This is a genomic window from Citricoccus sp. NPDC055426 (assembly GCF_040677445.1).
Taxonomy (GTDB): domain Bacteria; phylum Actinomycetota; class Actinomycetes; order Actinomycetales; family Micrococcaceae; genus Citricoccus.
Map to the genome: position 1 here is coordinate 15,749 of NZ_JBFARZ010000016.1, position 23,867 is coordinate 39,615.

Below are 23,867 nucleotides of genomic sequence, written 5' to 3' on the forward strand. Positions count from 1 at the left end.
CGTCCCCGCCTACCGCTATTCAGCGACTTCTTCGCGGACTACATATTGCAGATGGCGAGAAGAAGGCTGAGGAGGCTAGAAACGCCTCCCACGATCGTGAAAAGCTCAACGGCCTTCCACTTCATCTTCTCCGAATTAGAAGTCAGAGAGCGACCCGAGATGCAATGCGTCTTGTACGCGGCGGACGCCTGGCGTCAATGTCGCCACGCGATCTTTGACTTCCGTACAACCGACTTCTGAAGCTGACAGCTACCGTCCCAGTTCCTTGGAACTGGGACACTCCCCACGCGAGGGTTCGAGGACGACGACACGCCATGAACTCTGTTCCAGAACTAGACCCAAAACGACGTCCCACCGGAGTCGTACGGAACAGACTTTTAGCACAGCACTCCCTAGGCAGGGGAGGCGTGTTTCAAGGCTTCACTCCGTGGGGAGGGGTTCCAAGGGGACTTCGGGGACACCGCGGGCCATCCGGACGAGCTCCAGAAGATGCGCTTTGTCTTTCTTGACCTGTGACGGGTCCACCTGGATGCGAAAGCGCTTCCACTGCTTGTCGTAGGGCAGCGTCGTAAAGCCCCATTCTTCGATCTGAGCTTCCAGCACTTCGGAGTATTCGATACGGAACTGGAGCGTCATGTACTTCTTGCGCGGGATGAGCTGGATGAAGTTGTCGGCAACTCCATCGCGATGCAACCCGATGTAGTACTTGTTGTATTTGAACTCGACCGGGTCGCCGAAGCTGTTCACCAGTTGGAGGACATCCTCCGCCGCCTTCATCAGGGACGCCGAGGACTTCTGCAGCCAGTAGGGCCGATCGGTTTCTTGCCCTGGTTCGTCTTCCTCCTCTGGGGCAGGAAGCGCCAGGTCGAGCACCTTGGTCGCGTGGAGAGTGAGCTTCCCGTCCACATCCAGGGCGTTCATTTGGATGGCAATCAGCGGAATGGACTGGTTGAAGAGGTTGATGACGTTCAGAAAGCGGCCGGTGATCTGTTCGGCAACGATGACCGCGACGTGCTCGTACTGGGGGAAGCGTCGTCGCTCATTGTCCCAGTACTCAAGGGTGCGAATGATGTGAGACTCGTCGGTGGCCCCCAGCTGGATCTCGACCTCATAGCGCGTGGTGGTCTCAGGATCGGACAACAGCACATCCAGACGGCCCTTGCCTGGTTGTCGTCGCTCTATTTCCTTGACGTCCACATCGCCCAGTCCGAGCAGCGAAGAGTCCGACGCGATTTGCTGCTGGAGCCACTTCTCATTGAACTTCGGATGTGTCTTGAGACTTACCGTTGAGGATTTGACGTAGTCCATTGCCCCCCTGACCTTGTCATATTGCGTATCGGCCTCATTCTGTCACTAGTCAAAGCTGCGCTTTCACAGCCGAGGCTCCGACCGCTACCGAGGACTCCATTCACCCATGAGGGCCACGGGTCAAACAAAGCCCCTAGCCAGCGCGGTCGGAGAACTTGCTGACGTCAGCAAGTCCGTTGAGGAGCCCTCGAACGGCGAATGCGCAAACCGGGGTTGGGCTCCCCGAGGGTATGCGCTACTGCTCCTGCAGGGTGACGTCGGGATTCAAGATGATGGGCATGCTCTCTTGAGAGGTGTAGTCGTCGAACACGGCGTACCCGATCTCGGCGTCCTTGGGTCCTTCATAGGCGACGTACCGGTGTCCTGACTGGCCGGATACGATGCCCGTGCTGCAGTTATTGCCCGGGATGTGCCCCGAGTCGTTGCTTTCCAGCATCTCCCGGTCCTGGGTATCGAACACCCGGATTTCTACCCAATGGGGTCCCCAACATTCCTTGCTGATGGCCTCTTTGGCTTTGTTCGTGTACTCAATCTCCAGGAGGAACAAGGTGCCATCCTCGCCCGCGCGAGGGCCGTCCGCACCGTACTCACCCTTGATGGGGCCGGACTCTTTCGCGGAGGCCACGGTGAAGTCCGTGTTCTCCATCTCCAGCACCTCCCCAATCCCCGGAGCCTTCACCGGGGTGAGGGTCGGCGACGGTGTAGGGGTAGGCGATGCCGTTTTCGACGGGGTGGCCACCGCTGCGGTGGCGGTGGTCGAGGCGGAGGACGGATTTGCCGGCGCGGAGTCCTCGCGGACCTCCCCGGCGCAGGCTGTCAGTGCGGCCGTCAGCGTGACGGCAGTCAACGAGATCTTCAGGCCGCGATGCATGCGTGTCCCTCTTCCAGTGCAAATGTAGAAGCTTCAATTATGCCCTTACTAGGAAGCTAAAAGCCGTAGTCCACCACTTGATGACTACTTACGGGCTTGTATTGCCATGCACGCTTCGACTTCTCCGCCCTTCCGGACCCGTCGTGGGGCCCTCTTAGACTGGCGATGTGGTGGACACCAAGCAGACGAAGACGATCGGTGAGCACTGGGCCGCATCTGAATTGGCCCGCCACGGGTGGGCGCCGGCCATGACGCGAGACGGCCTGGCCCGCACCGACATCCTGGCGTTGCACACCCAGACCGGGCGAATGATCCAAGTTCAGGTCAAGACCTCCATGAGCGACGGCTCGAGGACCTCGTGGGTGCTGGGCACTAACGCTCAGCTGCCCGCGATCGCCGACAACGAATGGTTCGTCCTGGCCGCCATCCCGAAAGACCCGACCCAGCCGCCCCGCGGCTTCATCGCCCCTCGGGATCATGTCGCGGCGGCCGCGTGGATAAGCCACATGGCCTGGCTGACCGAGCCCAGCGTGCCGCCCGGGCAGCGGAACGCCGGCGTGGAGCGGTCGCGGGTCCAGGGCGAAGTCTTCGCGGGCTACGACGGACGATGGGACCAACTGACCTCACCCACCACAGAGACATCCATCCTCCTGCCCCCGGCTTACCACCGGCTCGCGCTGGAGCAGAGAGTCGGATTGCCACCGAATCACCCCTGGCGGGACGACATGCCCCATCCATGGTGATTGGAGAGCCCCGGGTGTAGGGGTCGATGACTGGCGATGACTGCTGGGAGGATGAAGAAGCTGTCCTAAGCACCGTCGCCTGGACAAGCCCAGTTGCGTCGGTCTAATTGACCGGGAAGGACACGCCTCATGACTGTTGCATCGGACACCTCAATCGAGACTCAGCAGGCTTCGTTCGGTCGGGTCTTCGACAAGCTGTTCTTCCTGGAGTCCAGCCAGCGGGAACGGGGCACGGCGTTCGAGCGGATGCTCAAGCGGTACCTGCAGCTGGAACCGAAATACGCCGATCGGTTCTCGGACGTGTGGTTGTGGCAGGACTGGCCCGGCCGCGACGGCCGAGTGGACACCGGGGTGGATCTGGTCGCCCAGGACCGATACACCGCCGAATACGTGGCGATCCAGGCGAAGTTCTACGACCCAGAGCGCACGCTGCAGAAGCAGCACATCGACTCGTTCTTCACCGAACTGGGCCACCAGGAGTTCTCCGAGGGGATGATCGTCTCCACCACGGACAAGTGGTCCAAACACGCCGAAGCGGCCCTGGACAGCCAGTCCAAGCAGGTCCAGCGCGTCCGGTTGCAGGACTTCGCCGGCTCGACCATCGACTGGTCCCAGTTCGACCTCGCCGCCCCCGAGCAGATGGTCAAGGGCCCGGGCAAGCTCCCGCGGAAGTACCAGCGCGAGGCCATCGACGACGTGCGGGCCGGGTTCGAGACCCACGACCGAGGCCGGCTGATCATGGCCTGCGGCACGGGCAAGACCTTCACCTCCCTGAAGCTGGTCGAGGAACACGTCCCGGCCGGCGGCTCCGTGCTATTCCTCGTCCCCTCGATCGCCTTGTTGCAGCAGTCCCTGGACGAGTGGACCGCCCAGGCCGATGTCCCGTTGCGCCCGTTCGCGGTCTGCTCCGACACGTCCGTAGGCCGGAGAAAGGACGACGAGGACGTCGCCGTACACGACCTGGGGTTCCCTGCCACCACGGACCCGACCAAGCTGGCCGCCCGGTTCGCGATCAGCACCGGCCAGGACACCGTGTCGGTGGTGTTCTCCACCTACCAGTCCATCGACGTCATCCACCAGGCCCAGCAACAGGGGCTACCTGAGTTTGATCTGGTCATCTGCGATGAGGCCCACCGCACCACCGGGATCTCCCAGCCCAGCGCGGACGACTCGGCGTTCATCCGGGTCCACGACGCAGACTTCATCGAGGCGGACAAGCGCCTGTACATGACGGCGACCCCGCGGATCTACGTGGAGGACTCCAAGGCCAAGGCCGCCCGCGACGGGATCCTCACCTACTCCATGGACGACGAGGCCACCTACGGGCCCGAGTTCCACCACCTCGGCTTCGGCCGAGCCGTGGAGATGGGCCACCTGGCCGACTACAAGGTCCTCATCCTGGCCGTGGACGAGGAATCCGTGGCCTCCTCCTTCCAATCCCTGCTGGCCGAGGACGGGGACCTGAACCTGGACGACGTGGCCCGGATCGTGGGCTGCTGGAACGGGCTGTCCAAGCGCGGGGTCAACGGCGAACGCCTCTCCATCACCGACACCACCCCGATGCACCGGGCGGTAGCCTTCGCCCGGAACATCAAGGAATCCAAGGCCACCGCCGCCCAGTTCGAACGCGTCGGCCGAGAACTGGTCGCCAACCACACCGGCAACGGCCCGGCTCTCAGCTTGGAGGCCGAGCACGTGGACGGCACGTTCAACGTGCTCGAACGCTCGAGGCGCCTTGACTGGCTCCAGGACGAGGCCGGCACCGACACCTGCCGGATCCTGACCAACGCCAGGTGCCTCACCGAGGGCGTGGACGTGCCCTCCCTGGACGCGGTGCTGTTCCTGAACCCGCGCAACTCCCAGGTCGACGTAGTCCAGTCCGTGGGCCGGGTGATGCGCAAGTCCACGACCACGAACAAGGAATACGGGTACATCATCCTGCCCATCGCCGTCCCAGCCTCCCAGGACCCCGAGACCGCGCTGAACGACAACAAGAAGTACAAGGTCGTCTGGGACGTCCTCCAAGCGCTGCGCGCCCACGACGACCGGTTCGACGCGATGGTCAACAAGATCGACCTCGACCGCACGGCCAACGACCGCGTCGACGTCATCGGCATCGGCACCGGCGACGACAACGATCGCACTCCCGGCGACGGGGAGAAAGATGCGCAGGGGGTGTTGTTCTCCATGCGCAACGCCGCGGAGTGGGAGAACGCGATCTTCGCGCGCATGGTCAAGAAGGTCGGGGACCGCCGGTACTGGGAGGACTGGGCCAAGGACGTCAAGGACATTGCCGGCCGCCAGACCGCCCGCATCCGGGCCCTACTCGACGGTGAAGACCCCCGCCCAGCCGAGGAATTCGAGGTCTTCCTCCAGGGGCTACGCGGGAACCTCAACGAGGGCATCGGCCGCGACGACGCCGTGGACATGCTGGTCCAGCACCTGATCACCAAACCGGTCTTCGACGCCCTGTTCACCGACCATGACTTCACCGCGCACAACCCGGTCTCCCAGGTCATGGACTCCATGTTCGCCACCCTGGACGCCTACCACCTGGACACCGAGACCCACTCCCTGGAGGACTTCTACCGCTCCGTACGCATCCGGGCCGAGGGCATCACCAATGCAGCCGGCAAGCAGAAGATCATCACCGAGCTCTACGAACGCTTCTTCAAGCTCGCCTTCCCCCACGTGTCCGAATCCATGGGCATCGTCTACACCCCGATCGAGGTCGTGGACTTCATCCTCCGAGCCGTCGACGACGTCCTGGTCAAGGACTTCGGGGCCTCCCTGACCGACGAAGGCGTGCACGTACTGGACCCGTTCACCGGGACCGGGACCTTCATCACCCGGCTGATCCAGTCCGGGCTCATCAGCCCCCATGATTTGGCCCGGAAGTACGCCCATGAGCTACATGCCAACGAGATGCTGCTGATGGCCTATTACATCGCCGCCATCAACATCGAAGCCACCTTCCACACCGCCCTCGAAGTAGCCCAAGGCCACGAAGTCGAGGACTTCGCCCCCTTCGAGGGGATCGTGCTCACTGACACCTTCCAGATGACCGAGGACGGCGACACCCTCGATACGAAGGTCTTCACCAACAACAACGACCGCGTCCTAGAGCAGAACGCCCTGGACATTCGCGTCATCATCGGCAACCCGCCCTACTCCGCAGGACAGACCAGCAGCAACGACAACAACGCCAACCAGTCATATCCGACGCTGGACGAGAGCATCCGTTCCACCTATGTCGCTCATTCGGCTGCCACCAGCTCGCGCACAAGTTACGACTCCTATATCCGCGCCATCCGCTGGGCTTCCAACCGCATCCTCAACTCAGAACACGGCGGGGTGGTCTGCTACGTCTCCAACGGCGGCTACATCGACTCGAACTCCGCCGACGGCCTCCGCCTCACCTTGGCGGATGAGTTCCACGACATCTACGTCTACAACCTCCGCGGCAACGCCAGGACTGCTGGCGAGACTCGTCGCAAGGAGAAAGACAACATCTTCGGCGAAGGCTCCAAGACCACCACGGCGATCATGCTGTTGGTCAAGCGCCCCGGCCTCGTCGAGAAGTGCACCCTGCACTACAAGGACATCGGCGACTACCTCGACCGCACCACCAAACTCTCCACCATCGCCGAGGCCACCCTCGACACCCTCGATTGGGAAACCATCAAACCGAACGAGCACGGTGATTGGATCAATCAACGCGACCCCCACTACGAGACCTACGCACCCCTTGGGGGCAAGAAGGACAAGACCGGCCGCAGCATCTTCGTTAGGAGCGGGCCGGGGCTAGCAACCAACCGCGACGCGTGGGTCTACAACTCCTCAACAGTGAAGGTCCTCAGCAACGTCAATCGGATGATCGACAACTACAACGCCGCACTCGACCGTTGGACAGAAGCCGGCCGGCCTGAACCCCTAAACGATTTCATCACCGCCGACGCCACGAAAATCAGCTGGTCCCGCGGATTGAGGACATCTCTGAGTCGGGGGGCCATCTTGTCGGCCGACGATTCAGCGTTGCGGACGTCTTTGTACCGGCCGTTTCAGAAGCAATCTGTCTACTTGGACCCCTTGTTAAATGAAGTTATCGGGCAGCACAGCCGATTCTTTCCTTCACCTAACGACGGGAACCTCGGCTTCTACATAGTCTCGGCAGGCAGCGACAAGCCCTTCTCTGTAATAGCCACTGACTCAATTCCAGACCTCGCGATGTGGGGATCAAGTGGCGGTCAGTTTTTTGCACGCTACTTCTACACCGGGGAAGATCAGGCCTCCCTACTCGGAGATACGGCTGCGCAGGACAACATCACCGAATGCGCGCTCACCGAGTACAGACAGGCTTTCGGGTCGCAGGTCACTAAGGACGACATCTTCCACTATGTCTACGGGCTGCTGCACTCACCGGAATACAGAACCCGGTACGAGGCGAACCTGCGCAAGGCCCAGCCCCGCATCCCCCTGGTCCTCGGCAGGGGGCGCTTCGAGGCCTTCGTCCACGCCGGCCAGCGATTGTCAGAGCTGCACATCGGCTACGAGGGCTTGGAGCCATACCCACTTTTGGAGACGGTGTCCCCGGCGGCCCCGGAGGACCCCTATGAGCGGTATGCGGTGACCAAGATGAAGTATGGCGGCAAGTCCGGAGCCTGGGACAAGACGACCATCACGTACAACTCCTACGTGACAATCTCCGGGATCCCCGAAGATGCCCAGGAGTACATGCTTGGCTCCCGGTCCGGTCTTGATTGGATCCTCGAGCGCTACCAAGTCAAGACGGACAAGGCCTCCGGGATCGTCAACGACCCCAATGACTGGTCTCGCGAACACCACCAGCCCCGGTACATCATCGATCTCATTGGTCGCATCACCGCCCTAAGTGTGGAGACCACCAAACTAATGAACTCTCTCCCGGATCTGGACTTGGGCTAGCGAGACCAGACGTTGGGTTCGATGCAACGTACGCTTAGAGGGCCATAGGTCGCCCTTCCATGCCAGATAGGGCTTCTCCCGGCATCAGGCGCATAACCACGGGCCTGCCCGCCGAGCATCAAGATCACTGGCTTTGGGGTGTCGTCGGATTCTGAAAGTGACACCATCGATACAGCGTGGAAAGCCGCAAGAAGTTGCGCCCACCACTCCCTACTCCACGAAATACCTGCGGGCGTGGCCAAGTTCCTCGACGATGTCTTGTTTAGTTTTCGGCTCCGAGCGCCACATTGACCTCAGCTCTTTGCTGATCGGTCTCTTTGCCCGTTTCGAATGTGCGCGGTGCCAGCGGCGGGAAAGATCAAGGTAACGATCCCAATCGGACATGAACGGTTCGTCAATCCACATCATCAGGGACCCCTTCTCAAGGTGCCCTGAATAGTCCCATTCGCCGTATAACACTCCCAAGGCACGGCGAGTTGCAGCCTCGATCTCTCTACCGGATTCATCCAGATACAGCGCCCAGGCACCCACTGCAGAGTAAGTCGTATTGACCGTCTGCAATAGGTCGCCATCCCGTCGTTCCAGTACGTCTTCCAGCGACGACCACTCTGGTCCAGCAGCTTCGGAAGCCTCACCGTGTGGTGACTCGCGGCGAGGGTAGGAATCCCAGTTGCGGCTGGCCACATCCCAGCACTGGTGCCAGCCATCTAGGACTTGGGCGAAGGCTTCAATTCGTCGCTGGTGGTACCAGGAACGACGAGCCGCGACATTCGACAGATGCACGGCCAGGACTGCAACCAACGCACCGACTGCCGCAGCAACTATCGAACTTCCGAAGCCCTCCCATATATTCATGGCTTTCAAGCTACGCCTACTTGCCTCGTCACCTCAGCAACAGTGCTCACCTGGATCAAGACCCAGCGATGACTTCTTCTTCGGGGCTCGTCATGCCTTGGGTTGGCGGCCAGCCAATCTCCAGTAGATCGAGTTGCCATCCACCGCCCTGAAGACGCGGGCGCTGGTCGCCAGTCTAGAGAGCACGGCAGACACCAGACGGGGCGGCGGGGCGATCCTCGGTCCCGCCGCGACCAGCAGATCCAGGCCGTCGAGATGTCCCTGCATCAAGTCCGCCCCAGCTCCCGGGTTGATTGCTGGGCGAGTTCTTCGATTTTGTCCGGGCGGAACCCGGACCAGTGGTCCCCGCTGCTCGTGATGACGACGGGGGCCTGCAGGTGCCCCAGGGCACGCACCCGTTCCAGCGCGGCAGCATCCTGGGATAGGTCCACGGTCTCGTAGGCGATGCCTTTGTTCTGAAGGGACCGGTAGGTGGCGTTGCACTGCACGCAGGCCGGCTTGCTGTAAACGGTCACGGTGGTCATGGTCTGGTCCTTTCCAGTGGGGATTGTCGGGTTCAGGGGCCGTGGATCAGGTCGGGGTCGATGCCCTCGCCGAACTCGGCTCCAGGGAAGCAGCGCGGGTGGATGCCGCTGGTGATCTGCTCGCGCAGTCGGTGATCAAGCTCAGGTAGGGCGTCCTGGACGGGGTGACCCTCCATCAGGGCATCAGCCCCGGCCTGGGGGACGGTGATCCATCCCTGCTGGCCGCAGAACGGGCAGGTGGGGGTCAGGATGTCGGCACTGTGGTCCTGCATGCTGTCGTAGATCGCGTACTGGCTCATCGCGGGGTTCCTCTCGCCGTGGGGGTGGTGGGCTTGTTCCTCTCCCCCCTTGTTTTTTGCCTGCTGGCGAAACGCAGTGAAGCTGCCCCGGACGGAACCGGCATCAACCCGCAGGGCGGGCAGGGCAGAAGTTCTGCGAGGAAATAAGGGAGCCTGCGACCACCGAGCAGAAGTTCTGCCCTGCCCGGCCCCGGAGCGCCAGCGCAGGGGCTTGTGCCGGTGGAGCCGGGGCGCATAATCCGAAGGACAGCAGGCAAAAAAGATGGCCCGTCAGGGCCCGCCCTGCTCCGCCGCCGTTCCGGCGGGACAGGCCAACAGCCGGCCGCTTGCGGCCGACCATCAGTGGGGTTCCGAGCAGGCGAGGAACCCCACCCAGTCCTGACCCGGGATCCCCGAGGACCCTTCAGGCGGCCATGGGTTGGCGTATCCATCGGCTTCCACCGGCCGCGTGTACGATTACTAATCGAACATATCTTCGATTCAGGTGGGGTGGGGAGTTGCTGGCAACCGAGGTCCGGGCCCTGGCTGAGGGCATCGGCGCCCAGCTCCGAACCCGGGTCGAGGACGGCGTGGTGCAGGCCGGGTTCCCCTCCCCGTCCCAGGACTACTCCACCGCCGAGATCGACCTGACCGAGCATCTGATGCCCAACCGGGCCTCGACGTACCTGGTGCGGGCGCGGGGGCACTCGATGACCGGTGCCGGGATCTGGGACGGCGACGAGCTGGTGGTGGACCGCTCGATCCGTCCCCAGCACGGCCACGTGGTGATCGCCGTGCTCGACGGTGAACTGACCGTGAAGCGGCTCAGAATCGACGCGGACCGGGTGGTGCTCTCCTCCGAGAACCCGGCCTATCCCGACATCACCGTCCCCTCACTGTCAGACCTGCGCATCTGGGGCGTGGTCACGGTCGCCCTGCACCATGTCCCGCGCGCCTGATGAGGCCATGCTCGCCCTGGTGGACTGCCAGAGCTTCTACGCCTCATGCGAGCGGGTCTTCGACCCCAGCCTGGAGGACCGCCCGGTGGTGGTGCTGTCCAACAACGACGGCTGCGTCGTGGCCATGTCCCACCAGGCCAAGGCACTGGGGATCCCGATGGGCATGCCCTGGTTCAAGCTCGAGCCCCTCGCCGCCACCCAGGGGATCGTGGCGCGGTCTTCCAACTACGAGCTGTACGGCAGCCTCTCGGCGCGGGTCATGGAGGTCATCGGCCGGCACGCCGCCTGGCAAGAGGTCTACAGCATCGATGAGTCCTTCATCGGTGCGCGCGGCACCGTGGAAGACCTGGTGCAGCTCGGCCGGCGCATCCGCCAGGACGTGGCCCGCTGCACCGGGATCCCCGTGCGTGTGGGCATCGCCCCCACCAAGACCCTGGCGAAGGTCGCCCTCCTCGGGGTGAAACGCTCCCCACCCCTGTCTCGGGTCGGGGTGTGCCACTTCGGGGCCTACTCTCCCACCCAACGGGACACCATTCTGGCCAGCATCCCCGTCACGGACCTGTGGGGCGTGGCCGGGCGTCTCGGCCGCCGCCTGGCCCACCTGAACATCCACACCGCCGCGGACCTCGCCGCCCAGGACCCCGGTGAGATGCGGCGGCGGTTCTCGGTGGTCGTGGAGCGCACCGTGCGCGAGCTGCGCGGCACCCCCTGCATCCGGCTGGAAGAAGAACCCCGCCAGTACAAGGACCAGCTCATCTACTCACGCAGTTTCTCCGAACCGGTCACCACCACCACCGCGATGCGCCAGGTCCTGTCCATCTACGCCCAGCAACTCGCCTCCCGCCTGCGCAGCGCCGGCCAAGAGGCCCGGGTGCTCACGGCCTGGGCCTCGACCTCACCGTTCGCCACGGACCAGGAACCCCATTCCCCTCAGCTCAGTGCCGTGCTGCCCGTGCCGACGGCAGAGCCGCTGACGATCGCACGCGGGGCCCTGGGCCTGGCCGAGCTGACCCGCCCGGGCACCCGGTACGTGCGGGCCGGCGTCGTGCTCACCGATCTGCGCCCCGCCGGCCAGGCCGAGACCCTGCCCGGCCTCGGCCCACCCGGTGAAGGCCGCAACCTCGGACCCACCCTGGATGCCGTAGTGGACCGCTTCGGGATCGGGAGTATCGGCCTGGGATACGGCGGCCTCGGAACGCCCCCCTCGTGGCAGATGCGCCGCGCCATGCTCTCCCCCAGAGCCACCACCCACTGGGACGAACTCGTCACAGCCCACCTATAGCCATGCGCAACGGACACCCCCCAGACACCGGGACCCGTAAGGCTCCGTGAGTCCTGGCTGCTGGCGGGGATACGCTCGGCGGATGGGGAAACCGCGGCGCATCCACCCGGAGTGGGTGATGATGGCCGACGCCGGCATCCCCGTGGACGTGATCGCCCACCTGAACGACCGGTCCCCCCGGTACGTGGGCGAGTACCTGGCCCGCCACGCAGAAACGGTGCGGGGCGGCCTCGCACCCCCGCCGCTGGTGCTGCACGGGCCGCGCCCGCGTCCGGCTAGCCTGTCGGACCCGGACCGGCGGTTCAGGGCCCGCCTCGAGGAGTTCGAGGCCTTCCTGGCCACGCACGGCCGGCGCCCGCACCTCTCCTCGGACACCACGGGCCGGTCGAAGGGCACCGAGTGGGCCCTGGCGCACTGGCTGACCATCGCCCGCTCTGCCGACCGGCACGGACGGCTGGCCGAGCACCGGGCGCGCTGGCTGGACCGGGTGCTGCCCTCGTGGCGGGTCGATGACCGCAGCATCGAGTACGAGGCCCAATGGCGACAGAACCTGGTGCAGCTGCTGGTCTTCATCGACGTGCACGGCCACCATCCGGTCAAACGACAACGGGATTCCGAGCCTGGTGAGCGGCAGCTGGCCCGCTGGTTCTCCGAGCAGCGGCAGGCACTACGCGACGGGAGCCTGGATCCGCAGCACCGGTTCTGGCTGGACCGGCAGGTCCCGGGATGGGCGCAGACCCGTGCCTCTCCGAGACCGACCTAGCGCACCTCCCCTTTACCCGGTGCTCATCACAGGGGGCTGGGGACGGGCGCCGGCGGAGGGCCGGTCAGGTTCGTCTCGGCGAAGAACCACCGGCGTGGGGCCGGGTTCGACGGCGGTCTCATTCCGAGGGCCGGGCGCCAGGCTGGGCGGTGATGTCGGGCCCGCGGGGTGTGCGGGGTGGGCGGTGCAGTAGGCGGCCGCGGGGCCACCCCTGACCGATGTCGGTCAGGCCGGGCAGCTCGGCGGCGTACCGGGCCGCCAGGCGGGTGGTGGCGGCGGTCGTGTAGATCGTGACGCCGTCCCGGTCGGCGGCATCCAGCAGGGTCGGTATCAGTTGCGCACGCAGCGCCCGGCCGGCTCCAGTGCCGGGCCGGCGGCTCTGGTGGTCCTGGAGGTGCCACCCCTGGCCGGTGGCACGGATTGCCAGCACTGCCTCCCGGTCCGGACTCAGGTAGTACCGGGACCGACGGCTACCCAGCAGCAGAAAGGCTTGGACGATGATCAGGAGTGGGACTGCTGGCCACCAGCCGATCCACAGGACCCCGGACAGCAGCCGCGCACCGGCACCGCCCTTGGTCATCCCGTGGCGGAAACCTGTCTGGAGCCACCAGACCAGACGCACCGCGTCTGCTGCCTGCGGGGTGGGCAGCGAGGCGATCGCCGGCGGCCGAGGTGCGGGCCGGTGTGTCGTCCGGTCGGCGCCCCTCCACCCGCCGGTGTCCTCAGGGCGTGGCTGCATGTCGGTCATGGACAGGTGCCCCGTGGCGCGTCGTGCTGGCCAGCATATTTTCTGGTTCTGTGCACCGTTTTGAGGGCGAGGACGGCCTCGGACCGGGCGGCTGCGGCCGACCGGAAGGCCCTGGCGACGACCAGGTCGGCGTCATTCCCCGTCTCATGGAGGACCATTCCCACCACTCCCCTCATTGCCCCGGTGGGGCCTGTTGCTATTCGGGCTTGGGGCGCTCTCGTACCCGAGGGCCCTCCTCGCGCAGCCCCCGAAGCTCCTCTTGTGCCGCGGCCAACTCGGCGCCGAGGCGTTTCGTCTCGGCACCGGCGGTGCGGAGCTTCTCCTGGGAACCCTTGAGGTCTTTGCGCAACTTCTTCACATCAGCTTCGGCCTGCTCCCGCCGGATCTTCTCCTGCGCCTGGGCCTGACCGGCTTGGGTGGCGGCTTCGACCGCCTGGTCCCGCTCAGTCTGTGCCGCCGTCACCTCGGATCGCGAGGTCTCGAGCGCGCTATGGGCCTCGTCCCGACTGATCTCAGCCTCGGCGAGGGCTGTTTGCGCGGCCCTGGTGTCCGCTTCGGCCTGGGTCCGGGCCTGGCGGTCCTGATCGGCCTGGACCTTCGCCTGCTCGGCGACCTCACGGAACTCGCGGACCCGTTCCTGGGCCTCCTCGAGCTCTCCACGGAGCCGGCCGGCTTCGTTGACGGCTTGCTCTCGCCGGCCCTCCTCGCGGGCGCGGGCCTGGACCGCGTCGGAGGCTTGTCCCGCCGCCACCTGCAGTTCAGCCTGGGCCCTGGTCAGTTCGGCCCGGGCTCGTTCCAGCTCACCGAGGGCTTCGTCGCGGCCGGCCTCGGTCTCGGTCACCGCGGCGAGCAGGTCGGCCGCCTCGGCTTCAGCGTGCTCCTGGGCCTGCCGCGCCTCGGCGGCCTGGTGCTCCACCTCAGCCCGCGCTGCCATCAACGCCGCCCCCCAGGCGCCGCGGAGCGCCCGGGCCACGGCCTCGGGCGGCTCGGGCACGGACTGAGCCTGGGTGTGGGCCTCACGCCAGGCGCGCACGCCCTCGGAGGCATCCTGCATGGAGACCTGAGCCTGCCGGCGCACCGTGGCCACGGTAATGCGCTCCCCGGCAGCCTCGAGCTGGTCGCAGGCCGCGAAAACGCGGTCCTGAGCTGACGTGGTCGATGTCGTGGTCATCGGAGCCCCCTGAGACGAGAAGTAAGAATAGTTACGTTACTCCTATTATTACTTCTCGTCCAGCTGGTCTCACCGGGGCTTCGCGCCCGGCGCGCGCCCTCGAGGGGTCTAAACGGCCACCGTCGCCTCGGTGCCGCCGTCGCAGCAGGATCCACGCGGGCTACGGGGGTCCAGGCAGTGCGGCCTGCCTGCCTGCCGCATCCTGACGGGACACAACGGGCGCCGACCCCAGGCGACTAAACCTGGAGCCGGCGTCGGGTCAGAGCCAGGCACTGAACACACGCCTTTCTTGCCCGGCGGCACCCGACGTGCCCAGCCGATACCACCGCAGGTGATGGCAGGACCGCCCAAGCTCCCCCGGCCGGGACCGGCATCGATGCTGGCGGGGGCTGCCGGGCGCTAGCGGAGGAAGAGGACGATGAGCCCGCCGGCGACGCCCAGGACCACGACGAACGCCCCGATGCCATAGGGAAAGTGAACGGGGGTACTTGGGTTGCGTCTGCGTCGTTCAATCGCCGTCAGCACGATTAACCCCAGTCCTGCAATAACGATTGCGCCGGAGAACACCACCAGCCAATCCAGAACCGTGGCTTGGATATCCGTCAACGTCTCCATCGTTCGGCCTCCTCTTCGCTCAACATGCGCGGGGTATGTACTCCGGCAGGTTCTTGGTGGTCTGCCCCGGTGGGCCTCGTAGCTCTTGGCCAAAGCGTAGACAGCAGGGCGGACATCTTTGGGTCAGTCGCGGATCAGTGCGGCGTCGATACCGTCGCCGAACTCGGCTCCGGGGTAGCAGCGGGGATGGATGCCGGAGACGGTCTCCTCACGCTGTCGGGGGTCGAGGTGGGGCAGGATCTCTTGGACGGGATGCCCCGCCATGAGGTTGTCGGCCCCGTGCTGCGCCTCATGCTTCCCTCGCCCTGGGGTCTGGCTGGTCATTCTTCGCTGAGGGGGCGTCCTTGGGGCATCTGACGGGTAGTCACGGGTGGGAAGGGTTGACCGTGGTTGTATTCGGCCTCGAGGCGCTGGACTTCTGTCATGACGGCGTGGTCGATGAAGGCGCTCAGTGAGCGGTGGCCTTCGGTGGCGACGGTGTGCAGATAGGCGCCCCGCATTCGGGCGGTGTCGTCCGGGTCCTGGTAGAAACCGACCTTTTTGGGCTTGTCGGCCAATGAGCAGCCTTTCTCAGGGGGAGGGGGTGGAGATGGTTGGGGCGGTTCAGGCGCCGGCGGCGTGCAGTGCTGCGAGGCGGGTGATCTCGTCGGGTTGGAATCCGGACCAGTGGTCCTCGTCGCCGGCGACGACGACGGGGGCCTGGTCGTAGCCGAGTTCGTCCTGGACGTATTCCAGGGCGGCGGGGCTGACTCGGAGGTTGACCTCCTCGAACGGCAGGGCGGCTTTGGTCATGGCGCGTTTGGTCATGGTGCATTGCATGCAGCTGGGTCCAGTGGTGTAGACGGTGATGGTGTCCATGATGGATCCCTCCGTAGTGTTCCCCTAACACTTCTAATAGTACTATTGTAGATGGTGGGAGGCAAGGGTTTTCAGGGATTTTCCCCGGCTTTTGGCCGATGCTGTTCCCGTTGCCCGCTGCGCTGGTGGGCCCGTCCGGATGCCTCCGGGCTGGGTGTCCGCGGAAGAAGGCCGCCGCAGAAGCCGCTCGCTCGCGCAGGTGACTCGCAGTGCCCCTCGGCCCTCGCTGCTACCTTCCGTTCGTCCCCAGCTGGCTTTCTGGGGTGGCCAGGGAGTCTGTGACTGCCAGACTTACGAACTTCCGGACTGACAGAGTATGTGAGGTCTCGCGGGTATGACCGGTGTGCTTGGAGGCCCGCTTCCGCCGGGGGAGTGGCCTGTCGACTGGCGTTCGAAAATCGCCGTGGGGGAGTGGATCGTTTCCGGTCAGTCTGTGGGTTGCTCGTCGTCGGGTAGAGCGTCGAGGGCTGCGGTGAGTTGGTCTTCGGCGGGGACGAGGTTCTTGTCGGCGGGGGTTAGCTGGTCGTAGGTATAGGCGGCGACGGCCATGGGTGAGGTGGACCGGCCTAGGGAGTACCTGACGGTGTGGTCGTTCTTGCTGCCGCAGATCAGGATGCCGACGGTGGGGGAGTGGGCGGGGCGGCGGAGTTGGTCGTCGACGAGGGCGACGTAGAAGTTGAGTTTGCCGGCGTATTCGGGTTGGAACCTGCCGGTCTTGAGTTCGATGACGAAGTAGCGCAGTTGCTCGACGTGGAAGAAGAGCAGGTCGATGTAGAAGTCGTCACCGGCGACTTCTACGTGGACCTGTCGGCCCACGAAGGCGAAGCCGGGTCCGAGTTCCCGCAGGGTCTCGACGATGCGGTCGGTCAGTGCTTGCTCGAGGTCGCGTTCGGCGACTGCTCCGCTCAGGTCGAGGAATTCGAAGGCGTAGGGGTCTTTGGCGGCTTGTTGGGCCAGCTCGGAGTCCGGGGGAGTGAGTAGCCGGGTGAAGTTTGAGGGTGCGGTGCCGGTGCGTTCCATGGACCGGTTCATCATCATGTTCAGCAGGACGTTGCGGGACCACCCGTATTCGCCGGCGGCTGCGGCGTACCAGTCGCGTTGGTCCTGGTTCTCGGCCTTGTCGAGGATGGCCCGGATGTGGCCCCACGGCAAATGTGCCACAGGCTGTGGCACATTTGATGCGGCGCCCCAGGCTTCGACCATGCTGCGCATGTATTGCAGGTTCCGGGAGGAGAATCCTTTCATCTGGGGGAACTCAGCGCGCAGGTCGTCGGCCAGCCGGCGTACGACGCCAGCGCCCCAGCCCTGCTGGTCTTGTCGGAGGAGGATCTCGTGGCCGATGGACCAGTACAGGCCGACCAGTTCTGTGTTGACCGTTCGGCGGGCTGCAGTCTGCGCTTGGCGGACCCGGTTCTTCAGGGATTCCAGTAGGGCTGCGTAGCCGTCGGGGACGGAGGGCACGGGGGTCGACTTCACGGATACGACCCTAGTCGGCAGCGACGCCAGCCGGCAGCGCCGTGGAGAGCCAAGGCGTCACACCTTGACAGTTCAGCTGGCGTCGAGGCTTGCTATGTCGTGTGGGTCGGGTCTGCGGGGTGCCGGTCCAGATGACTGGGGGTTAATCGTGCTGGCGTCTATTGCTGTCCCAGTGCCAGACGCAGTGAGAGGCCCAGGGCGTTGGCGAAGGTGAGGGTGGTGTGGCTTTGGTAGTCACGCACGATGTTGGTGACGCGGACTTGGAGCCTGTCCGGGTCTGTGAAGTTGCCGTTCTCGGCCAGGACGTCGAGGCTGTGGTCACGCACATAGTGGGCGATTTCCAGTGCTTGGCCGCAGGCGTTGTTGTTGGGCGGGATCAGGAATGCCGACAGGGTGGACTGGCCGACCATGGCGGCTTGGACGGCATCGGGCTTCAGGTTGCGGATGAACCGAGCCCGTGGCAGGCCGATCCCCCCTCCCGGGTGCGGGCCGGCGCGGCGGGCGGTCATTCGGCTCCCTTGGAGATGAAGTGGATCACGCAGCTGAACGCCGCTCCAGCGGCGATCTCCGCATCTCCCTCGGCCATCTCGACCATCAGCTCGGCCTGTTCGACGGCGGCTTCAGCACTGGAGGTATCGGCCTGCCGGTCGATCTCAGAGCCGGCGACACCCAAACCGCCGCCGATGATCCCGCCGAGGCAGACGGCCTTCGAGAAGAGGCCGGGCAACAGACAGGCACCGATGATCGACGCCTGTCCCGGTACCGAAAGTGGAACCGTCCCAGGCCGAGCGTTCCGATTGGAGGGTTTCGCTGGCTGATTCCAAGCCGCTCTGCGCTTGACTGAGGCGTTCCATCGCCTCGTTGTACCGACCGAAGTCATTGCCGCAGGGCTCGGCGGCGTCTTCCACACTGAGAAAGGTCATCTAGCTAGCCCGCCAGATCTACCAGAGTCTCAACACCCCCGGCACAGCCACCAGCCCAGCTTGATGAGTATAGAAGAGTCCTTGGTTGGCCCTCGTAGGCCGTGCGCCCGGTATCTGAGTCTACTACGGCCTACGAGGCGAGCCACTTGGGAGGTTACCGAGTCAGGAGCTGCTGCGGCGGGCTAAGTTGAAGTACTTGGTCTCTTGGTATTCCTCAAGACCCTCCGAGCTGCCCTCTCGACCGAGTCCTGATTGCTTGACGCCGCCAAAGGGAGCGGCGACGTTCGAGATCATGCCTTGATTGATGCCCACCATTCCGGTCTCGAGCGATTCGGCAACGTTAAAGGCACGGTCGGCGTTTTCGGTGAAGACGTAGCCGGCCAGGCCGAACGGGGTGTCGTTGGCTAGGCGAATCGCCTCCTCTTCCGTGGAGAACCGACTGATTGCGGCTACCGGACCGAAGATCTCAGTGGAGGTGATGTCCGCGTTGATAGGAATGTCGTCGAGAACCGTCGCCTCGAAAAAGTAGCCGGGGGCATCCGGGACGCTGCCGCCAGTGCGCAGTGTCGCTCCCTTGGCGATGGCGTCATTGACCAATTGGGACAGTCGTTCCACGGCGCGGTGGTCGATGACCGGTCCGAGCGTAGTGGCCTCATCCAGTGGGTTTCCGAGCCGCAAGGCCCTGGTCTTCTCAGTGAGGGCCTCGACGAAGGCGTCGGCAATGCCGTTTTGGACGAGGATGCGATTGGCGGCTACACAAGTCTGGCCGTTGTTGCGCATCTTGGCGAGCATCGCCTGCTCAGCAGCACGTTCCAAATCCGCATCGTCGAAGACCAGAAGCGGTGCATTGCCTCCGAGCTCCATCGAACTCTTAATGATGTTCTTCGCTGCCAGCTCCATCAGAGTGCTACCGACCGGGGTGGAACCCGTGAACGAAAGTTTGCGTACTCTCGGGTCGGTGAGCACTGCTTCGCTGAAGGCAGAGGAGTTGCGCGTGGTGACGACCTGAACAAGCCCTTGCGGGACTCCAGCTTCCTCCAGCAACTGAACGACGAGGTAGGTGGTGAGCGGGGTCAGGGTGGCGGGTTTGATGACCACGCCGCATCCGGCGGCGAGGGCCGGGGCGATCTTGCGGGTGGCCATAGCCAGGGGGAAGTTCCAGGGAGTGATAAGCACGCTGAGCCCGACCGGACCTTGAGTGGTGATGATGGTGGACCCCCCTGACGGGGATTCTCGGTAACCCCCACTGCCGCGGAGGATCTCTTCAGCGAACCAGCGCACGTAGTCACTTGCGTACTGGACCTCACCGTGGGCCTCGGCAAGTGGCTTGCCCATCTCACGGCTAATGAGGGCTGCGAGGCGATCCTTGCTGTCGATCAGGTGAGCGTACGCCGCGTGGAGGATGTCGGATCGGTGGCGTGGAGTGGTCTTGCCCCACTCGCGACCCGCCGAGTCTGCGAGTGTGACGGCCTCAAGGGCATTCACCGTGGTGTGATTGGGAACGGTGGCGATTATCTGCTGGGTGGCCGGGTCCTCCACGGGGATCGTTCCGTCCTCCCCGTCGAGGCGGCCCATGGCGATCGACCGTATCGCCTCTAGGGAAGGGTCGATCAAGGGCGTAGATTCTTGGGTGGAAAGCATAGCTTGTTCCTCTTTTCATCAGAAGACTGTGGAATTCCGGATTTCGGGGTGGCGGCTTGCCGGAGGACAGAGTGGGGTTTGCGGATCAGGAGACTCGACTGCCCCCCGCTAGGCCTGGGCAGCCGTGGGCGTGCCGATCGCCTCGATCTGCGCAGCCTCGTCTGCTAGTGAGGCGTACAGGAAGTTTGTCGGCGTCGGTAGCAGCCGTCCTGCGGCCCCGAAGTCCATCAGGCCGGCAGCCTGGACCTGCACCCTGGCTACGTGGAGGAGCGGGGAGTCATTCAAATCATCCCCGCTCCTTGGCTTCACGGTGGCCATGTTCGGCCATACGAATCATCGTCGCGCTTGTGACGCCTTGCCTGTGATGTCCGCGTCTACGTCGTTAAGGTCCATTCCCTTAGTCTCTCGCATCTTCACAGCCGCCACGATCGTGAACAGTGCCAGAACGACGAGATAGGCATCGAATACCCAACCCAAGTCCAAGGAATTGAGCCAGGTGTAGAGGTATGCAGACGTGCCCGCAAAAATGGCTGCCGAGAGGGAAATGACGACTCCAACACCCATGGCGCGAACCCTTGTCGGCACAAGCTCGGCCATGAGGACTGGATAGATGCTGACGCCGATGGCCCACACGGCCATGCCGACGAACTGGGCCACGAAAAGCGTCCAAGGCTGTTCCGACAGGATCATCTGAATTGGCATGATCGCCAGGATGATACCGACGCCGAACATCACCATCGTGGGGCGTCGACCGATCCGGTCCGACAACCGACCAAAGAGCGGCAGTAAGCCGAGTACCAAAGCTTGCGCTATGAGGCTAGCAATGTAAGCTCCGAAAGCATCCATCTTGTAGACAGCGATGGCATTGCTGGCTGCAAAGGTGATCCAGATGCTGTAGAAGGTGTTCATTGCCGCTGATAGGGCGATAATGAAAAGCGCAATCTTGAGCATCTGCCTCTTGGTTATTGGCTGGACAGATTCTGTGCTTTCACTCTCCTTGTTGCTCTCGAACACATCTGTTTCATGGGCTGCACGGCGAAGGTAGAAAACGTAGAGAGCCAGAACGGCCCCAAGCGCAAAGCCGATCCTCCAGCCCCAAGCGTTCATCGCGTCATCCGCAAGGATGCCGGCTAGGACAGCCGCTAGCGCCGTAGCGGCCATCACGCCCAGATTCACGCTGACGTAGACGGCGCTGGACCAGAGTCCCCGACGTTCTTTCGGTGCAATCTCGGCGACGTAAGTATACGAAACCCCTGCCTCGCCGCCATGAGCCAGACCCTGGACAAGCCGCGTGATGAGCAACAGCGCCGAGGCCCACGGCCCAATCTGCTCATAAGTTGGAAGGATCGCAAACGCGAGACTAGACAACGCCAAGAGCGTCATTGTGATGAGCAGGATTGTCTTTCTGCCGACCCTGTCTCCCAGTCGCCCGAAAACGAATCCCCCGATCGGCCGGGCAACGAATCCACCAGCAAAAACTGCAAGCGTTGAGAGCAGTGCAGATGTTGAATCTTGCTGGTCGAAAAAGTTCGCAGCAAGATAGGCGGAGAATACGCCATATAGGGTCCAGTCAAACCATTCCAACAAATTGCCAACGGCTACCGCGCGCAGGGATTTGCGCCGATTATCTGAACTCAATTGCCCCGAAGGTCGATTACTCGAACCTACTTGATTCTCGTCCTGTACAGCTATTGCTTCATTCATCTTATCCTCTTGAAGTCGATTGAAAGGGCCGGATTGTCCGGATGACGCCGGCGGGCGCAGACGCTTCCGAAGTCTCGGCCGAGCCCGTGTTCCGAAGAGAGGGTGATGCAGATCATAATGCATGATCTCGGTGTTGAATATATCTATGACCAAAAGGGGGGTCAAGACAGAAAATCATGCACACCCTTGTGTCGTACACCACACAGTGCTTTACTCGACATATGAGAGCACGCTTCGAACGAAGGATGCTCTCACTTCCGGATTCCCGTGGAGCCACCGTCCTGTTTACGAGGAGGCAGTGGATCGAACCCGGGCATATTCCTACTCAGAACGGATAGGCGCATGTCGCAACTCATGACCAAACCAGACCCGGCTGCACTCCGACCCGCATTCTCGCGATTTCCCTCAGGCGTTGCCGCAATCGCAAGCGTTGTCGATGGGACGCCCACCGGTCTCGTGGCTTCCTCCTTCACAGTCGGCGTATCAATGGACCCCCCCCTGGTGTCGTTCGCCATTCAGAACACTTCCAGTACATGGCCGACTCTCCGCAATGCCCGCCGTTTGGGTATTTCGATCCTCGGATCTGAGCAGGCAACTGCATGTCGCCAACTGGCCTCAAAGTCTGGAGACCGCTTCGAGGGCCTCGAGATCTTCGAGAACGATCTCAACGCCCTGTTTATCGCTGGCGCCTGCCTATGGCTCGAGTGTGAGATCCTCAACGAAGTCCCCGCAGGGGACCATGCCGTGGTCCTGCTAGAAGTTATGAGTCTGCGGGAGCACCCCGATCAGGAACCCCTGGTCTTCCACGGATCGTCTTTTCGTCGACTGCACACTGAGCAGATCGTCAACTAAGGCTCCTCCGTGATTACGACGGTCACAGCACCCACCGCTTCCGTGGATAGTCGAAACACGGGGCTGCAACGACGAGCCCTAGTTCTGATCAGCATCTCAACATTGCTGACCATGAGCGTCTGGTTCTCCGCGTCCGTGATTCTGGCCGAGTTCAGAGACCGTTGGGTAATTTCTGAGGGCATGGGTGCGCTGCTCACGGTTTCCGTGCAGTTCGGATTTGTAGCCGGAGCCATCCTCTTGGTGGTATCCGGCGTCCCCGACCGTGTTCCGATCCGAGTTCTGTTCCCTATTGCTGCTGCGGGTGCCAGCGGGACCAATCTTCTGCTACTTACTATTGACAGCTTCGGGGCGGGCATTGTGCTGCGCATGCTAACGGGTGTCTTTCTTGCCGCCGTTTATCCATCCGCAGTTCAGAGTATGGCGACATGGTTCCCTGCCGAACGCCGGGGCAAACCTATGGGGGTTCTCATCGGCGCACTAACTGTGGGGTCGGCATTGCCTCATCTCATTGCCGGCCTAGGACACGCGAATGCTGCCCCCGTAGTTATTGCCACATCGATAGCAACGGCAAGCGGAGGACTGCTTATGGTTGCTGTTCCAGGGGAGGGCCCCTACCCGTTCACGCGCAGAAAGTTCAAAATTCGAGAGGCCGTTCGTTCGATAAAATCGCCACCTGTGCTCTTGGCGACAGTCGGATACGCCGGACACATGTGGGAGCTCTATGCCATGTGGACGTGGGTCGGGACCTTCCTCGCAGTATTTGCCTCTACCCAGGCTGGCCAACTCTCCATATCAGGCATCGCACTTATGGCTTTCGCCGTCATTGCGGTGGGAGGAATAGGTTCCGTGGTTGGAGGAATCCTCGGAGATCGAATAGGGAAGGCGAAATCAGCTTCCCTCTCCCTCTTGCTTTCTGGCCTCTCAGCGTTCGCCTTGCTATGGGCAGAGCATATCCCGCTACCCATGGTGGTAGCCATCTGTCTGTTCTGGGGGTTCTGGATTATCGCTGACTCGGGGCAGTTCTCCGCGCTACTCAGTGAATATTGTGACCCTCGATACATTGGCAGTGCCTTGACGACACAATTGGCTCTGGGATTCTTGGTTACGACTGGGAGTATTTCACTGCTTCCCTACGTCGCATCAAAGTGGTCATGGGAACTAGCGTTGCCCATCCTCGCAGCAGGACCCTTGGTTGGACTCATCGCCATGGCATGGCTGCTTCGGATCGAAAAGCAATACCAAATCAGCCCTCATGCGGGTCAAATCTCGCCGCAATTAATTTAGTCTTGCAAAACGGAAACTTTCCATCAAATAGACCGCGCCGACGGTGTGGCAATTCACTAGGAGACAGA

At 63.3% G+C, this 23,867-nt stretch carries 24 protein-coding genes; 7 read left to right on the top strand and 17 right to left on the bottom strand.

Going from position 1 to position 23,867, the window contains the following annotated elements; translation table 11 throughout:
* Nucleotides 1–420 precede the first annotated feature (420 nt).
* Both AB0K08_RS16080 and AB0K08_RS16085 read right to left on the bottom strand, forming a co-directional pair.
* Nucleotides 421–1,308 carry a hypothetical protein gene (locus tag AB0K08_RS16080; protein WP_363356194.1) on the bottom strand — a complete coding sequence of 296 codons (888 nt, stop codon included), beginning with the start codon at nucleotides 1,306–1,308 and terminating at the stop codon, nucleotides 421–423.
* 235 nt (nucleotides 1,309–1,543) lie between these two features.
* Nucleotides 1,544–2,179: a hypothetical protein gene (locus tag AB0K08_RS16085; protein WP_363356196.1), complete on the bottom strand. Its 636-nt coding sequence runs from the start codon at nucleotides 2,177–2,179 to the stop codon at nucleotides 1,544–1,546.
* 170 nt (nucleotides 2,180–2,349) lie between these two features.
* Between AB0K08_RS16085 and AB0K08_RS16090 the strand changes: the two genes are divergently transcribed.
* Together AB0K08_RS16090 and AB0K08_RS16095 are read left to right on the top strand one after the other, a co-directional pair.
* Nucleotides 2,350–2,922 carry a hypothetical protein gene (locus AB0K08_RS16090; RefSeq protein WP_363356198.1) on the top strand — a complete coding sequence of 191 codons (573 nt, stop codon included), beginning with the start codon at nucleotides 2,350–2,352 and terminating at the stop codon, nucleotides 2,920–2,922.
* A gap of 129 nt (nucleotides 2,923–3,051) precedes the next feature.
* The gene (locus AB0K08_RS16095) at nucleotides 3,052–7,866 is read left to right on the top strand and encodes a type ISP restriction/modification enzyme (protein WP_363356201.1); all 4,815 of its coding nucleotides are present in this window, start codon (nucleotides 3,052–3,054) and stop codon (nucleotides 7,864–7,866) included.
* A 210-nt stretch (nucleotides 7,867–8,076) separates the two neighbouring features.
* On the opposite strand, the gene AB0K08_RS16100 is transcribed toward AB0K08_RS16095, so the two are convergent.
* The 3 genes from AB0K08_RS16100 to AB0K08_RS16110 form a co-directional block, all read right to left on the bottom strand.
* On the bottom strand, nucleotides 8,077–8,721 hold the full coding sequence (locus AB0K08_RS16100) for a hypothetical protein (protein ID WP_363356203.1): 645 nt from the start codon (nucleotides 8,719–8,721) through the stop codon (nucleotides 8,077–8,079).
* A 266-nt stretch (nucleotides 8,722–8,987) separates the two neighbouring features.
* Nucleotides 8,988–9,245 (bottom strand): glutaredoxin-like protein NrdH, encoded by a 258-nt coding sequence (nrdH, locus tag AB0K08_RS16105; protein WP_363356205.1) that lies wholly within the window; start codon nucleotides 9,243–9,245, stop codon nucleotides 8,988–8,990.
* Between the two features lie 32 nt (nucleotides 9,246–9,277).
* Nucleotides 9,278–9,544: a hypothetical protein gene (locus AB0K08_RS16110; protein ID WP_363356207.1), complete on the bottom strand. Its 267-nt coding sequence runs from the start codon at nucleotides 9,542–9,544 to the stop codon at nucleotides 9,278–9,280.
* A 521-nt stretch (nucleotides 9,545–10,065) separates the two neighbouring features.
* On the opposite strand from AB0K08_RS16110, the gene umuD reads away from it, so the two are divergent.
* From umuD to AB0K08_RS16125, 3 genes are all read left to right on the top strand, one after another.
* Nucleotides 10,066–10,482, top strand: coding sequence for a translesion error-prone DNA polymerase V autoproteolytic subunit (umuD, locus tag AB0K08_RS16115; protein WP_363356290.1), 417 nt, complete (start codon nucleotides 10,066–10,068; stop codon nucleotides 10,480–10,482).
* On the top strand, nucleotides 10,466–11,764 hold the full coding sequence (locus tag AB0K08_RS16120; RefSeq protein WP_363356209.1) for a Y-family DNA polymerase: 1,299 nt from the start codon (nucleotides 10,466–10,468) through the stop codon (nucleotides 11,762–11,764). The genes umuD and AB0K08_RS16120 overlap by 17 nt, the downstream gene beginning before the upstream one ends.
* Nucleotides 11,765–11,846: 82 nt before the next feature.
* Nucleotides 11,847–12,527, top strand: coding sequence for a helicase associated domain-containing protein (locus AB0K08_RS16125; RefSeq protein ID WP_363356211.1), 681 nt, complete (start codon nucleotides 11,847–11,849; stop codon nucleotides 12,525–12,527).
* Nucleotides 12,528–12,645: 118 nt separating this feature from the next.
* Here the strand turns inward: AB0K08_RS16125 and AB0K08_RS16130 are convergent, their stop codons facing one another.
* The 12 genes from AB0K08_RS16130 to AB0K08_RS16185 form a co-directional block, all read right to left on the bottom strand.
* The gene (locus AB0K08_RS16130) at nucleotides 12,646–13,266 is read right to left on the bottom strand and encodes a hypothetical protein (protein WP_363356213.1); all 621 of its coding nucleotides are present in this window, start codon (nucleotides 13,264–13,266) and stop codon (nucleotides 12,646–12,648) included.
* A 205-nt stretch (nucleotides 13,267–13,471) separates the two neighbouring features.
* Nucleotides 13,472–14,446: a DNA-binding protein gene (locus AB0K08_RS16135; protein ID WP_363356215.1), complete on the bottom strand. Its 975-nt coding sequence runs from the start codon at nucleotides 14,444–14,446 to the stop codon at nucleotides 13,472–13,474.
* Nucleotides 14,447–14,845: 399 nt separating this feature from the next.
* Nucleotides 14,846–15,061: a hypothetical protein gene (locus AB0K08_RS16140; protein ID WP_363356217.1), complete on the bottom strand. Its 216-nt coding sequence runs from the start codon at nucleotides 15,059–15,061 to the stop codon at nucleotides 14,846–14,848.
* Nucleotides 15,062–15,184: 123 nt separating this feature from the next.
* Nucleotides 15,185–15,385 (bottom strand): hypothetical protein, encoded by a 201-nt coding sequence (locus AB0K08_RS16145; RefSeq protein WP_363356219.1) that lies wholly within the window; start codon nucleotides 15,383–15,385, stop codon nucleotides 15,185–15,187.
* Nucleotides 15,382–15,618 (bottom strand): hypothetical protein, encoded by a 237-nt coding sequence (locus AB0K08_RS16150; RefSeq protein ID WP_363356221.1) that lies wholly within the window; start codon nucleotides 15,616–15,618, stop codon nucleotides 15,382–15,384. The genes AB0K08_RS16145 and AB0K08_RS16150 overlap by 4 nt, the downstream gene beginning before the upstream one ends.
* Before the next feature lie 46 nt (nucleotides 15,619–15,664).
* On the bottom strand, nucleotides 15,665–15,919 hold the full coding sequence (nrdH, locus tag AB0K08_RS16155; RefSeq protein ID WP_363356223.1) for a glutaredoxin-like protein NrdH: 255 nt from the start codon (nucleotides 15,917–15,919) through the stop codon (nucleotides 15,665–15,667).
* 426 nt (nucleotides 15,920–16,345) lie between these two features.
* Nucleotides 16,346–17,395 (bottom strand): PDDEXK nuclease domain-containing protein, encoded by a 1,050-nt coding sequence (locus AB0K08_RS16160; RefSeq protein ID WP_363356226.1) that lies wholly within the window; start codon nucleotides 17,393–17,395, stop codon nucleotides 16,346–16,348.
* A 158-nt stretch (nucleotides 17,396–17,553) separates the two neighbouring features.
* Entirely contained in the window at nucleotides 17,554–17,904 is a 351-nt protein-coding gene (locus AB0K08_RS16165; RefSeq protein WP_363356228.1) for a hypothetical protein, read from the bottom strand.
* Nucleotides 17,901–18,122, bottom strand: coding sequence for a hypothetical protein (locus tag AB0K08_RS16170; protein ID WP_363356230.1), 222 nt, complete (start codon nucleotides 18,120–18,122; stop codon nucleotides 17,901–17,903). Before AB0K08_RS16170 ends, AB0K08_RS16165 begins: the two co-directional genes overlap by 4 nt.
* Before the next feature lie 358 nt (nucleotides 18,123–18,480).
* The gene (locus tag AB0K08_RS16175) at nucleotides 18,481–19,959 is read right to left on the bottom strand and encodes an NAD-dependent succinate-semialdehyde dehydrogenase (protein WP_363356232.1); all 1,479 of its coding nucleotides are present in this window, start codon (nucleotides 19,957–19,959) and stop codon (nucleotides 18,481–18,483) included.
* 108 nt (nucleotides 19,960–20,067) lie between these two features.
* The gene (locus tag AB0K08_RS16180; protein ID WP_363356234.1) at nucleotides 20,068–20,244 is read right to left on the bottom strand and encodes a hypothetical protein; all 177 of its coding nucleotides are present in this window, start codon (nucleotides 20,242–20,244) and stop codon (nucleotides 20,068–20,070) included.
* A gap of 48 nt (nucleotides 20,245–20,292) precedes the next feature.
* Nucleotides 20,293–21,663, bottom strand: a complete 1,371-nt coding sequence (locus AB0K08_RS16185) for an MFS transporter (RefSeq protein ID WP_363356236.1) — start codon at nucleotides 21,661–21,663, stop codon at nucleotides 20,293–20,295.
* A gap of 354 nt (nucleotides 21,664–22,017) precedes the next feature.
* Between AB0K08_RS16185 and AB0K08_RS16190 the strand changes: the two genes are divergently transcribed.
* Both AB0K08_RS16190 and AB0K08_RS16195 read left to right on the top strand, forming a co-directional pair.
* Entirely contained in the window at nucleotides 22,018–22,515 is a 498-nt protein-coding gene (locus AB0K08_RS16190) for a flavin reductase family protein (protein ID WP_363356292.1), read from the top strand.
* Between the two features lie 42 nt (nucleotides 22,516–22,557).
* Entirely contained in the window at nucleotides 22,558–23,799 is a 1,242-nt protein-coding gene (locus AB0K08_RS16195; protein WP_363356294.1) for an MFS transporter, read from the top strand.
* The last annotated feature ends 68 nt before the right edge of the window (nucleotides 23,800–23,867 follow it).

What these genes read in the sequence shown, in the direction of transcription:
- AB0K08_RS16080 (WP_363356194.1), bottom strand. Translation starts at nt 1,308, where the DNA reads ATGGACTACGTCAAATCCTCAACGGTAAGTCTCAAGACACATCCGAAG.
- AB0K08_RS16085 (WP_363356196.1), bottom strand. Translation starts at nt 2,179, where the DNA reads ATGCATCGCGGCCTGAAGATCTCGTTGACTGCCGTCACGCTGACGGCC.
- AB0K08_RS16095 (WP_363356201.1), top strand. Translation starts at nt 3,052, where the DNA reads ATGACTGTTGCATCGGACACCTCAATCGAGACTCAGCAGGCTTCGTTC.
- AB0K08_RS16100 (WP_363356203.1), bottom strand. Translation starts at nt 8,721, where the DNA reads ATGAATATATGGGAGGGCTTCGGAAGTTCGATAGTTGCTGCGGCAGTC.
- nrdH (WP_363356205.1), bottom strand. Translation starts at nt 9,245, where the DNA reads ATGACCACCGTGACCGTTTACAGCAAGCCGGCCTGCGTGCAGTGCAAC.
- AB0K08_RS16110 (WP_363356207.1), bottom strand. Translation starts at nt 9,544, where the DNA reads ATGAGCCAGTACGCGATCTACGACAGCATGCAGGACCACAGTGCCGAC.
- AB0K08_RS16120 (WP_363356209.1), top strand. Translation starts at nt 10,466, where the DNA reads ATGTCCCGCGCGCCTGATGAGGCCATGCTCGCCCTGGTGGACTGCCAG.
- AB0K08_RS16125 (WP_363356211.1), top strand. Translation starts at nt 11,847, where the DNA reads ATGGGGAAACCGCGGCGCATCCACCCGGAGTGGGTGATGATGGCCGAC.
- AB0K08_RS16130 (WP_363356213.1), bottom strand. Translation starts at nt 13,266, where the DNA reads ATGCAGCCACGCCCTGAGGACACCGGCGGGTGGAGGGGCGCCGACCGG.
- AB0K08_RS16135 (WP_363356215.1), bottom strand. Translation starts at nt 14,446, where the DNA reads ATGACCACGACATCGACCACGTCAGCTCAGGACCGCGTTTTCGCGGCC.
- AB0K08_RS16140 (WP_363356217.1), bottom strand. Translation starts at nt 15,061, where the DNA reads ATGGAGACGTTGACGGATATCCAAGCCACGGTTCTGGATTGGCTGGTG.
- AB0K08_RS16145 (WP_363356219.1), bottom strand. Translation starts at nt 15,385, where the DNA reads ATGACCAGCCAGACCCCAGGGCGAGGGAAGCATGAGGCGCAGCACGGG.
- nrdH (WP_363356223.1), bottom strand. Translation starts at nt 15,919, where the DNA reads ATGGACACCATCACCGTCTACACCACTGGACCCAGCTGCATGCAATGC.
- AB0K08_RS16165 (WP_363356228.1), bottom strand. Translation starts at nt 17,904, where the DNA reads ATGACCGCCCGCCGCGCCGGCCCGCACCCGGGAGGGGGGATCGGCCTG.
- AB0K08_RS16175 (WP_363356232.1), bottom strand. Translation starts at nt 19,959, where the DNA reads ATGCTTTCCACCCAAGAATCTACGCCCTTGATCGACCCTTCCCTAGAG.
- AB0K08_RS16185 (WP_363356236.1), bottom strand. Translation starts at nt 21,663, where the DNA reads ATGAATGAAGCAATAGCTGTACAGGACGAGAATCAAGTAGGTTCGAGT.
- AB0K08_RS16190 (WP_363356292.1), top strand. Translation starts at nt 22,018, where the DNA reads ATGACCAAACCAGACCCGGCTGCACTCCGACCCGCATTCTCGCGATTT.